At 47.3% G+C, this 11768-nt stretch carries 9 protein-coding genes; all 9 read left to right on the top strand.

Annotated elements, in window-relative coordinates:
- Positions 1–20: 20 nt before the first annotated feature.
- The 9 genes from AC6I2O_RS07280 (at position 21) to AC6I2O_RS07240 (ending at position 11711) form a co-directional block, all read left to right on the top strand.
- On the top strand, positions 21–845 hold the full coding sequence (locus AC6I2O_RS07280; protein WP_147412237.1) for a carbohydrate ABC transporter permease: 825 nt from the start codon (positions 21–23) through the stop codon (positions 843–845).
- Positions 846–929: 84 nt separating this feature from the next.
- Entirely contained in the window at positions 930–1898 is a 969-nt protein-coding gene (locus AC6I2O_RS07275; RefSeq protein ID WP_497742244.1) for a class II fructose-bisphosphate aldolase, read from the top strand.
- A 5-nt stretch (positions 1899–1903) separates the two neighbouring features.
- Complete coding sequence (locus AC6I2O_RS07270) at positions 1904–3238, top strand: ADP-dependent glucokinase/phosphofructokinase (RefSeq protein ID WP_497742243.1); 1335 nt, start codon at positions 1904–1906, stop codon at positions 3236–3238.
- Positions 3198–4037: a MurR/RpiR family transcriptional regulator gene (locus tag AC6I2O_RS07265; RefSeq protein WP_120391223.1), complete on the top strand. Its 840-nt coding sequence runs from the start codon at positions 3198–3200 to the stop codon at positions 4035–4037. The genes AC6I2O_RS07270 and AC6I2O_RS07265 overlap by 41 nt, the downstream gene beginning before the upstream one ends.
- A 136-nt stretch (positions 4038–4173) precedes the next feature.
- Positions 4174–6246, top strand: coding sequence for a pyruvate formate lyase family protein (locus AC6I2O_RS07260; RefSeq protein WP_497742242.1), 2073 nt, complete (start codon positions 4174–4176; stop codon positions 6244–6246).
- Between the two features lie 14 nt (positions 6247–6260).
- Positions 6261–7109, top strand: coding sequence for a glycyl-radical enzyme activating protein (locus tag AC6I2O_RS07255; RefSeq protein WP_497742241.1), 849 nt, complete (start codon positions 6261–6263; stop codon positions 7107–7109).
- A 179-nt stretch (positions 7110–7288) separates the two neighbouring features.
- Positions 7289–8137, top strand: coding sequence for a carbohydrate ABC transporter permease (locus AC6I2O_RS07250; protein ID WP_120391220.1), 849 nt, complete (start codon positions 7289–7291; stop codon positions 8135–8137).
- A 13-nt stretch (positions 8138–8150) separates the two neighbouring features.
- The gene (locus tag AC6I2O_RS07245; protein WP_497742240.1) at positions 8151–10565 is read left to right on the top strand and encodes a hypothetical protein; all 2415 of its coding nucleotides are present in this window, start codon (positions 8151–8153) and stop codon (positions 10563–10565) included.
- Between the two features lie 93 nt (positions 10566–10658).
- Positions 10659–11711: a hypothetical protein gene (locus AC6I2O_RS07240; RefSeq protein WP_497742239.1), complete on the top strand. Its 1053-nt coding sequence runs from the start codon at positions 10659–10661 to the stop codon at positions 11709–11711.
- Positions 11712–11768: the final 57 nt, after the last annotated feature.

Here is an 11768-nt window from a genome sequence, read left to right as displayed (position 1 = left end):
GAAGATGACAGGTGATCATTATGAAAAAGAAACTGGGCCATAAAAGCTGGCTGATAACGTTGATTTGTCTGTTATACAGCTCAATTATTATACTGCTTTTGTTTATTACATTAATTTCCTCCTTTAAAGACAGCACGGAGATCGTGACAGATATCTTTGCCCTGCCATCTATGTGGAATTTCAGGCATTACATAGAAGTCATTACGCAGAACCATTTTCTGAAATCCATGTGGAACAGTATTTTCATCACAGGTGTATCGATTACGGGTCTTTTAATCGTTTCTTCTATGCTGGCTTACGGTTACGCCAGGTACGACTTTAAAGGGAAGTCATTTTTGCAGACCTTTATTCTTCTGGGCATGATGTTCCCGATTCAGCTTGGCGTACTGATTAATTACAGGATCATCAATGCACTGCATCTGGTTAATACGCCATGGGGACTGATTCTTATCTATATCGGCAACCTCTCTTTAGCAGCGTTTCTCTTTATGAGATTTTTTAAAAAGCTGCCTGAAGCGCTCGCGGAAAGTGCCAAGATTGACGGTGCAAATGAGTTTACGATATTTTTCCGGATTATGATGCCACTGTCAAAACCGATTCTCGGAACCGTGGCACTCGTATCAGGACTGACGATTTACAATGACTTTTATATGCCGCTCATATTTCTGAGCGGGGAACAGCGGACGGCAACTGTCATGCTTCAGGAATGCCTGTCGTCCTTCCTGTTTTTCATTGAAAAAGTATTTCCGATGGTAGTGATCAGCGTAATTCCGGTAATTCTCATGTATCTGCTGTGTTCCAAGCAGCTGATCGAGGGATTGACTGCCGGCGCCGAAAAAACGTGACAGTGTTCTTGCTTGGAAAAAGATTTCGTAAATGGGCGATTGATTATATGTTGAAACTATAGGTTCAAAAAGGAGACAGAGAACATGTTATTTAATTTGAAACAACTGCTTGCTGTGGCAGAGGAGAATCATTTTGCCGTTCCGGCTTTTAACATCAGCAGTTATGCGATGTTTAATGGAATTATGGATATATCAGAAAGAGAAAAAGCGCCTGTGATCATTGAACTTCATCCGAATGAACTGAAGCATATCGGGACAGACAGCATTCGGGCAATGGCTGGACGCATTGCATTTTCACCGGTTCCGGCTGCGATTCATCTTGATCACGGCGCTTCCTATGAAAATGTGATGGCTGCAATCCGGGCCGGTTTTACTTCCGTTATGATTGATGCATCGGCACTTCCGTTTGAAGAGAATATTGCTATGTGCAAGAAGGTGGTAGAAGCTGCACATGCGGCAATCAGCTATACCATGGCAACAGATACAGACGATCCGCGCAGAGCGCAGGTGGCGGACGGCGACGTATGGAATTATGCAGCTTCGTATTTTGCATCCGAGGTGTCGGTGGAGGGAGAACTTGGAAGCATCGGTGTGACTGATCCTGATAAGGCGTTTGATCAGATCATCTATTATACAGATCCGCAGGAAGCGGTTCGGTTCGTACGGGAAACAGGCATCGACGCCCTGGCGATTTCAATCGGTACGTGTCACGGAATTTATCCAAAAGGATATGAGCCGAAGCTTCAGATGGAACGTCTGGAACAGATTCGCGATGCGCTTCGGGCAGCAGGGCTGGATACAAGACTTGTTCTTCACGGAGGCTCGAACAATCCGGATGCGGAAATCCGCGAGGCAGCGCAAAAAGGAATCAGCAAAATCAACATATCAAGCGATATCAAGGTGGCATATTATGAAAAAATGCGTGAGGTGTTGAAAAAGGAGGGCCTCAGGGAGCCGAATGAAATTGAACCGCCTTGTATTAAAGCTATGCAGGAGGTAGCAAAGCAGAAAATTAAACTTTTTGGAACTGCGGGAAAAGCAGAGTTATATTAAACAGGATGAAAGAATTACAGGATACAATAAAGAAAAGGATTGAGCGAAAACAGCTGACTGCGCTTGGTTATACAAGCAATCTGGATATTGTTTATGAGCTGGATACGGTTATTGTAAACAGCCTTCTTGTAAAATATGGGATCAGCTGTGGGAGAATCCGTCAGGAGCCGACGTTTCAGCCTGTGAGCAGCGAGAAGGAATTTCTTGAGACACTGGTGTACTACTGCCTGAATGGATTGGGAGGAGAACGTGATATTTCTGATGTTTCTTTGCTGAATTGTTTTGGAGAGGGGCAGAGGGCAGTAGGGGGAACGGCAGCCCAGGCAGCTCTGGTGCTGTCAGGAACAGGCTGTCCTTCACTGGTCCATCTGACGGATGATTCGGATGAAGTGCGAGGCAGGATGAATACAGAAACGATCTATACTGTGGACTCGCTGGGACGTGCGGTGCATACAGGGCAGGTAAAAAGCAGGGTTGGACAGGAACCGCATTTTATTATACAATACAAAAAAGGCGACGAGATTGAATTAGAGGACAAAACATATGTGATTCCAACCTCCAATAGACTGATACTCACCAAACGGGGAATCAGCGAATTGCTTCCGCTGTCTGCAAAGTATTTTCAGTATATTGAACATCATGCAATCTGTATCACGAGTCAGGTGATTTCCGGTTTTAACTGTATTCTTGATCTGGCTGTGCTGAAACGGAGACTGTCAGATACAGCGGCACATATCAGCCGTTACAGAGCGGGAAATCCAGCAGGAATCGTGTACATGGAGGATGCTGCATACCATGACAGCGTAATCCGGCAAAGTTGTATGGAACACATACTTCCGTTGACAGATATCTTCGGGATGAATGAGGAAGAGCTGGCTGACAATGCCAGAGGTATGTATATGGATACAGAGATCAAAGACATTGATTCTGTGGTCTGTTTCGCAAGAGCATTCCGGAGAAAGTATGGGGTAAGACGTGGGATTGTGGTGCATACGGCAGATTATGCGGTATTTGTCGGTGACAAAGGAGATATAGCAATCGAACGGGGATTATATTGGGGCGGTTTGCTGGCTACCGCACGGGCGTCCGTGGGCAGGTACCCGACATTGGAGGATTTAGAAAGGGTCCTTGCGTTGCCAATAAGTGAGAAAGGGGCAGAGTTTGCTGCCGCCATCTCAGCAGGTTCGTATGATGACGTGCAGCTTATTCCAACGAGATACATAGACAAACCACGTTTTACGATTGGCTTGGGGGATTCTTTTACGGCAGGTATGCAAATATGTTTTGGAACTGAGACAAATGGAGAAGTCAGTATTAGAGACAATACGGTCAGAGTATAGTAAATTGCCGATGGCGGAACGGAAAATTGCAGATTTCATTCTGGAGCATCCGACTGAGATTAACGACAAAAATGTATCGCAGCTGGCAAAGCTGGGGAACGTCAGCGACGCAACGGTTGTGAGGTTCTGCAAACATCTGGGCTATAAGGGTTTTCATCAGTTTGCTATTTTTCTGGCGAACGACAATGGGAAAATTGCGGAGGAACGCAAAGCGCATGAGGAGCTGCTGAAAAGCGAAGATTCTGTGTCAAGCATCATCCGCAGATATACGGAGGAGATTTTTAAAATCCGGTATGAGCTGAGCAGTGAGCTTCTGGAAACGTGTGCGGATTTGATTCGAAGCAGCACGTTTGTGCATATCATCGCAGTTGGCAACACAAATCCGCTGGCGCAGTATATGCATTTTAAAATGGAACGGCTTGGTGTACGGAGTACTGCGGAAATATCACCAGAAGGCTTTTTGAACCAGGTGAATCTTGCGGGAAAGTCGGATGTGGTACTTGCTATTTCACAGTCCGGAAGTTCCAAGCAGGTAGTAGAAGGCGTGCGTCTGGCCAAGAAAAGAGGGATCAAGGCAATCGCCATCACGACTTCAACGATATCGCCATTGTCTGTTATTTCAGACTATATTCTGAGCTCAGGGGGCGGCCATGCCACTTCGCGCTATCATATTGATTCAGAATTCCTTAAAATTGTAGCAGTCATAGATCTGCAGCTGGAATTTGTCATGAATTATGATAAGATCAATAGCGTGTGCGCATTTGCTCCCGAGGAAATACTGTCGGACAATAAGTTTTAATCCAGGTTTTTGGTCGATATTGGATAAAACCGGATAAAACGCACAAAACGGAGTTCCAGAACAATCAGGGTTCTTAGGTTTTGTGTGTTTTATCCGGGCTTTGTTTTTAGGTTGAACATTTGAAAAGGAGAGGAATATGATTGAGCGTTTGAAAAAAATCCGGGAGGATTGCCTTCACAGGCGGTTTGGGAGGTATCGTCAGGATGTTGAACTGTCCTTTGCTGAAGAGTTCAGCAAAAAGGGGTACTCTGTGCCAGTCAGGAGCGTGATGCGGTATAAGCTGCTTCTGGAGGCAGAAAAACCGATTGTTTTTGCAGAGGAACGGATTGCAATTACAAGGACAATAAAAAAGATTCCGTCTATTTACACAGAGGAGGAATGGAAGGCACTCAATGAGAAGTATGAGTGCTTCCAGGATTACTATATGTGCAATATTATTACAGATTATGGATATACGATTGAGAGAGGATTGGGAGGGCGGCTGGCAGAGATTGATGCGTCAATGGAACGCGTACAGCGGGAGCAGGATCAGGAAGGAATAGAATTTCTGGGATGCGCAAAGACGGCAGTCCTTGCCACTATGGACTTTGCAAGGCGTTATCAAAAGGAAGCAGAGCGCGTTGGGAACGCAGAAGTGGCAGAGGCGTTTCGCGTCATTGCAGACGGGGAGGGGGCGCATACATTTCAGCAGGCACTTCAGTTCCTGAGGCTGCTCAACTTTACGATCTGGTTTAACATTAAGTATCTGATTCCTTTTGGAAGATTTGATCAGTACATGTATCCGTTTTATGAAAAAGACATTCAGAAAGGGCGGCTCACAAAAGAGGAGGCCTTTGACCTGGTACAGGAGTTCTTTCTTGCAGCAAACCGCGACTCAGACCTGTATTATGGAATTCAGGTGGGGGATAATGGACAGAGCATGGTGCTTGGAGAACGGCGCGAAGACGGGACCATGTACTACAATGATCTTGTTTTTCTCTGTATTGATGCATGTAGGGAAAACAATCTCATTGACCCGAAGATCAATCTCAGAGTAGGAAAAACGACCCCATTGGATCTCTATATCAAAGGTAGTGAGCTCACAAAAATCGGGCTTGGATTTCCCCAGTACTGCAATGATGACGTAGTCATCCCTGCGTTGATAGCGATGGGATATGAAAAAGAGGACGCTGAGAATTATGGTGTTGCAGCATGCTGGGAATTTATTATACCGGGTACGGGTATGGACCTGCCCAATCTTGATGCCGTGAATTTTGCAAAACTGGTGAATGATGCGATTCATACAGAACTTCCTTCCTGTAAGACGTTTGAAGATTTCCTGGAAGCGTATGAAAAAATCTTTCGGGAGGAGATTGACCGGTTGGTGAAGCGATATCATTACGTCCATGTGGAGCCGTGTCCGTGGCAGTCAGTGCTGATGAAGGGTTGTGTGGAGAAAGCGCGTGATTTTACGTCTGCTGCGAAGTATCACAATTATGGCCTGCATGGCGCCGGAATATCGACGGGCGTCGATGCTATGACAACAGTAAAAAAGCTTGTGTTTGATGAAAAAAAGATTACGCCGGAGGAGTTGATTCATGCGCTGGACACTGATTTTGCGGACTGTCCGGAGCTCCGCAACCAGATTATTCAAGAGGTTCCGAAGATGGGACATAACGAGGAATACGTGGACAGCCTGGCGGTGCATATGATGAAACTGTTCTCAGACGCGATGCGGGGAAAGAAAAATGCACTTGGCGGGATATTCCGTCCGGGTACCGGGACCGCACAGTTCTATATATGGTATACAAGAAATCTTCCGGCTACGGCTGACGGAAGAAAAGCGTACGCGCCTCTTCCGGCAGATTTTTCCCCTTCTCTGACAGCAACCTTAAAGGGGCCTCTTTCGACGGTGAAGTCTTTTACAAAACCGGATTTGCAAAACTGCTGCAATGGCGGCCCGCTGACTATTGAGCTGCATGATACCGTATTCCGGAACGATGAAGGAATTATGAAAACAGCAATGCTTGTAAAATCATTTGTAGATCTCGGGGGCCATCAGCTTCAGTTAAATACGGTGAACAGAGAACAGATGCTGGATGCGCAGGAGCATCCGGAAAATCATCCGAACCTGATCGTACGCGTGTGGGGTTGGAGCGGATATTTTGTGGAGCTGGATAAGGAGTATCAGGATCAGATTATCAGCCGGACAGAATTTACTTTTTCGTAAAAGGACAAACACAGATGGCAGAGGGATTGATATTTTCGATTGAAGAATTTACGATATACGACGGGCCGGGAATCCGTACTTCCGTGTTTTTCAAAGGGTGTCCTTTGCGTTGTGCATGGTGCCATAACCCGGAGGGCTGGAAAGCCAGGCCCCAGATTGTGAAAAGTCCGAATGGCTGTACACACTGCAAAGCTTGCGAGAAAGTCTGCCCGTCTCCCGGGAACTGTATTTTGTGCAGGGCATGTGTTGCGGCCTGTCCGAATAACCTGATCAGAATGAGCGGAACCTGGCGCGATGCGCATGAGCTGGCGCAGGAATTAAGGGAATTTACACCGTTTTTTAACAGCAGCAAAGGAGGGCTGACCTTTTCCGGCGGGGAGGTACTGGCGCAGCCGGAGTTTCTCCTGGAGCTTTTAAAAGAGACGAGGGGGATTCACCGTGCAATTGAGACAAGCGGGTATGCAAAGCAGGAGGTATTTGAAAAGGCAATTCACGACTGTGATCTTGTGATGATGGATCTCAAGGTGATGGATGATGAACTGCACAAGAAATATACGGGCGTCTCAAACGAAAGAATTCTTTCTAATTTTCAGGTTTTAAAAAACAGCGGAACGCCTTTTGTGGTCCGGATTCCTCTGATTCCGGGAATCAATGATACTGAATCGCATTTTACCGGGATTGCAGAGGCCGTCGGAGATGCGGCAGACCGCACGAGAGTGGAGATTCTGCCTTACAATACAATGGCAGGCTCCAAATATGCGATGCTCGGTATGGAGTATCATCCCGGGTTTGATACAGAAAAGAAATTGCGCAGTCCATTCGCACCGTTGAAAGAAGCAGGGATAGATTGGAAAATTTTGTAATGAAAAGCAGGGCTTTGTAAAGGCACTTTCTAGTGCGGTTTACACGGCTCTGCTTTTAAAATTTCGTTTCCTGCATGGCAAAAGTCTCAGGCCTGCTTCCATTTTAGAGGAATTTTGGAGATTGCAATAGTAAACTTTGAAAAAACAGAGGAGTATGATAAAATGGAAAGGCCGGAGGAATGAAAAAAATTACAAAAATATTCATTTACATATGGCTGTTTTTACTGGCTGCGGTGATCTGTTTTCCGGTGGTGTTTGCTGTTTCCGGTGTGTTTATGCAGCAGTGGGAGCTTGAAGAATATCTGGCCCCGGTCCTTGGCGGCACAGAAGGGATGGCACGGTGGGCGGCTTTGCCTCATGCACCGACCTTACAGTCTTTGGTGGAGCTTTTGATGGATTCCCCGCAGTTTTTCGTGATGTTCTGGAATTCCCTGAAGTTGTCTTTCTGTATTCTGGCAGGACAGACAATTTTTGGTGTACCGACGGCGTGGGCTCTGGCCAGATTTTCTTTTCCGGGGAAGCGGGCGATTCTGATGCTGTACATTGTTTTGATGCTGATGCCGTTCCAGGTGTTGATGATGCCGGAATATCTGGTGTTAAACCAGATCGGTCTTCTGGATACTCATGCGGCGGTGATACTTCCGGCTGTGTTTTCTACTTTTCCGGTGTTTATCATGTACCGGTTTTTTGGCGGGATTCCGGAGGCTATTCTGGAAGCGGCACGGATTGACGGAGCCGGAAATTTTCAGATATTCTGGAGAATTGGGATTCCGCTCGGGGCGGCAGGAATTGTTTCGTCAGGGATCTTGGGATTCCTGGAATCCTGGAATATGATCGAGCAGCCTATGACATTTTTAAAGACAAGGTCCTTGTGGCCATTGTCGTTGTTTTTGCCGGAAATTGGTTTGAAGGAGGCCGGTATGGGATTCGCAGCGGCAATTATGATGCTGATACCGGCGCTGCTTATTTTTCTTTCCGGACAGGAGTATCTGGAGCAGGGAATTGCAGCGGCAGCGCTGAAAGAATAAGGAGGTACAGGTTTTGAACAGAGGGAAGTTAATGAAGGCGACAGCAGTATTTTTTGTATTTATGCTGTGCTTTACGATTCTGTCCCGTGCGGCAGATCAGATGGGGATTGCTGTAGTAAAAGTGGAGCGGCCGCAGAATATGGTGATCGGGCATTCGGTTAGGGCGACAGGGAGAATCGTTCAGAATCAGGAGCTGGCGGTGACGACAGAGCCGGACCAGCGTGTGACGGCAATACATGTCAGCGAGGGGCAGCGTGTGTCAAAGGGCGATTTGCTGTTTGAGCTGGATACGACGTTGCTGGACGAAAAAATTCTGTATCAGAAACAGGAGCTGGAGAAGCAGGAGCTGAATGTGGCGGATGCAAAGAGCCAGAAAGATATCAGCAAGAGGCAGAAGGAAAATGAGCAGGCACAGGCGGCAGAGCAGTACTCGCTCAGTACGCAAAGTGCGGGGGTACAGCTTTCAAGAGCGGAGAAGCAGCTCTCGGATGCGCAAAAAGAACTAAAGGAATTCCGGAAAAAGAGCGGAAATCTACAGACCGACGACAGTGTAGAAGCAGCGTTGGAACAGGCGCTTGTTGAGAAGAGTAATGCGTATATTGCAGCGCAGCAGGAGCTTACGTCCTTGGAGTGGAAGATTGAGAACGCGGTAAATGCAGCGCTTCAGGCTGCACAAAACGGCGCTACGCTTAGCAAAACACAGATACCGAGGACTCAGGCATCGGAAGAATTTTTTGTTTTGGAGGAAACCGAAGAAGACCTGTGTGCAGAAGAGAAAGAAAAGCCGGAAAACGCTTCTTTCGGATCAGGCTCGGACGCTGATACGTCCGGTGATATGTCGGGTGAAATTGTCATGGGAATAAAAAATGTTCTGTTCGATAAAAACGGAAACGTCGGAAAAGTAACGTTTGGGAGCACCGGCGCACAGAACAGCGTACCGGAAATCAGCATTGATTCGGTAGAAGAAGTTGGAAGCAGTGCACCATCCTCGGGCGAAGGTTCCGGAAATACGTTCAGTGGTGGGGCTGGTTTGAATACAGGGAACATACCAGACAGAAATGCCGGAGATATGGCAGGCGGTGTAACAGGCCAGGTGCCAGGCAATATGAGTGGGGAAGTATCGGATGGAAATTTGGAAAATATATCCGACGGAATATCCGGGGATACAGCAGGCGATCTGTTCCATGACGGTTCGGACATGAATACCGGAACGACAGGAGACGGCATGTCTGGCCAGATTTCGGGCGATGTATCAGATATAAATACCGGAACGGTACCAGGCGGCTTTGATCAGGTGCCGGATACAGAGTCAGACGGAACATCTGGTTCCATTTCCGGAAATGTACCAGGGACATCAGGTCTGCCTTCTGGAAGTGGGGGCAATGGAAATTCGGGAGATTCTTCAGTGATATTTCCGGAGGATAGTTTCGGGGACAGCTCTGGTCAGGGAGTGACGCAGGAGGAGCTTGCGCAGATCGAAGCGTCCGTTCGCAACAGTTATCGTGAGGCGCTGGCAGCAGCTCAGCGCAAGGTGGAAGATGCACGGGCAGAAAAGGAGGCCGCAGAGGCAGCTCTGATGGCATATCAGCAGGAGCGGATGACAGCAGCGAATGCAGACGAGGCCGCAGCAGAAAGACAGTTGATTGCAAATGTGCAGGCAGCGCAGCAGGCGTATGAGGATGCTGCAATTGCAGCAAATCAGGCAGCGGTTACGTCAGGAAGGGCTGTTGCAGCCGCAGGGATTCCGAATGCGTCAAACAGTTCAGACCGTTTGAATGAAATTACATATGAGCAGATGGAACTTTCTCTTAAGAAGCTGGAAAAGCTGAAAAAGGAAAACGGGAAGGTTTACGCCGATACCGACGGTCTTATTATGAAGATTCAGATTCAGACAGGAGAGAAGACCTCCGATACGACTGCTGTTTTGATGGCAGATTTGACGAAAGGTTATCGTTTTACGGCAGAGATCACAAAGGAACAGGAAAAGTATATCGGTACGGGGGATCTGGTTACTTTAAGCGGAGGTAACGGTAAGCTGAAGCTTGAGGAGTTGGCGGTGGAGTCCGTCACAGTGGACGAGGCAGATGCGGACATTTATCATGTGATCGTCCAGATACCGGAGAATACCTTTGAGATTGGTATGACTGCGGCAATGGATTTTGTGAAAAAATCACAGGCGTATCCGGTCACGGTTCCTCTTTCCGCCCTTCATCTCGACGACAAGAATCAGGCGTATGTTCTGGTGCCGGAGGAGTACGATTCCATTATGGGAATCGAGACGAAAGCGCGTAAGGTGAGTGTGACGGTACAGGAAAAAAATGAATCGTATGCGGCCTTGGCTGATGGGATACTTGGAAGTGACCAGAAGGTAATTACGAGTTCCGATAAAGCAGTTGACGACGGAAGCCGTATCCGAATCGAAGGCTAGTTTTTATTTGTAAATTAAAGGAACAAAAAAGGCTGTCGCACTGTGGCAGCCTTTTGATTAAGCAGGACAAATTAAGACGGGATGGGGAGAATATTGAAAAAATATCGTATCAGCACGCTTCTATGGAGCGCTGTTTTGTTTTTCATAATGGGAGGCTGCTATTTTCTAGCAGTGCTCTGTCTGGGACGCGTGCAGAAAACGTCCGGTATCATCACGGTAATGTTAGAAGGATCGCCACTTTCCGGGAAGGAAGCACAGGAAATTCTCACCCGGGAGGAAGCACAGGAGGATTTTGTACAAAGCTGTTTTTGGGGTGAATTGCCGGGGGTGGAGCTTGTATGCCGGGAAACTGCAAAAATCAGTCGGACTCTGGCCATCGTGACAAAAGGAAATCCGGAGCTTGTCATGTCCGGAACAGTCTCTCTTCAGTGGCAGGAGGACGGATGTTTCCTTGATACGCAGACAGCGGAGGAGCTGTTCGGAACACAGCAGGCAGCGGGACAGCGGTTGTGGTGCGAGGAAAAAAGTTATACGGTTTGCGGCACGTTTGATAGTCTGCGCCGTGTGATGGTGCGACAGGCAGAGCCGCAGGATGGCGCTTGTCTTGATACGATTTCCCTTCATACGCCAAAGGAGGAAACTTTGGAAGCTGTATGGTCCATCCAAGTGGCTAAAAGCAGTGCCGGCAGCGCAGAACAGTTTTTAATGAGAAATGCGCTTACCGGAGAGGTCGCTGAGTTTACATTACCGGGCGTTGTGGCAGGTGATCTTCTTCTGATACTACCGCTTTTTCTGGCAGCAACTATCTTTTATTTCTTTTTAAAATCTGGAAAAAAAGCTTCAGCGCGGGGAGAAAAATGGTTCTGTTTTGTGGCGGCCTTTGCCGTCATGGCAGCAGCGCTGTGGCTGATATTGCAGTATTGGCGTATTCCGCAAGATATGATTCCGTCCAAATGGTCAGATTTTACATTCTGGTCAGACTGGTGGAATCGACAGAGGCAGAACCTTCTGCGCATCCTCGGCAGCGCACAGGGAGAAATGCAGCTCATGCTGCTCTGGAACTTGCTGGTGTCTTTTGTCGCAAATCTGATTGCCCTTTTTAGTGGAATGGCATTTGTAAAAAAATTAAAAGAAATAAACATTTGATCTCCCAGAATGAATGACAGCTTCAAATTTGGTTAATCCTAAATCACTAATAACGAA

It is taken from the genome of Blautia sp. St.27G3, from assembly GCF_059728505.1.
Note: the sequence above shows the minus strand (reverse complement) of the source record. Positions and strands in the feature narration are given on the sequence as shown.

Bases quoted from the DNA above. Each gene is read 5' to 3' on its own strand.
- AC6I2O_RS07265 (WP_120391223.1), top strand. From the start codon at position 3,198: ATGGAGAAGTCAGTATTAGAGACAATACGGTCAGAGTATAGTAAATTG.
- AC6I2O_RS07270 (WP_497742243.1), top strand. From the start codon at position 1,904: ATGAAAGAATTACAGGATACAATAAAGAAAAGGATTGAGCGAAAACAG.
- AC6I2O_RS07255 (WP_497742241.1), top strand. From the start codon at position 6,261: ATGGCAGAGGGATTGATATTTTCGATTGAAGAATTTACGATATACGAC.
- AC6I2O_RS07280 (WP_147412237.1), top strand. From the start codon at position 21: ATGAAAAAGAAACTGGGCCATAAAAGCTGGCTGATAACGTTGATTTGT.
- AC6I2O_RS07260 (WP_497742242.1), top strand. From the start codon at position 4,174: ATGATTGAGCGTTTGAAAAAAATCCGGGAGGATTGCCTTCACAGGCGG.
- AC6I2O_RS07250 (WP_120391220.1), top strand. From the start codon at position 7,289: ATGAAAAAAATTACAAAAATATTCATTTACATATGGCTGTTTTTACTG.
- AC6I2O_RS07275 (WP_497742244.1), top strand. From the start codon at position 930: ATGTTATTTAATTTGAAACAACTGCTTGCTGTGGCAGAGGAGAATCAT.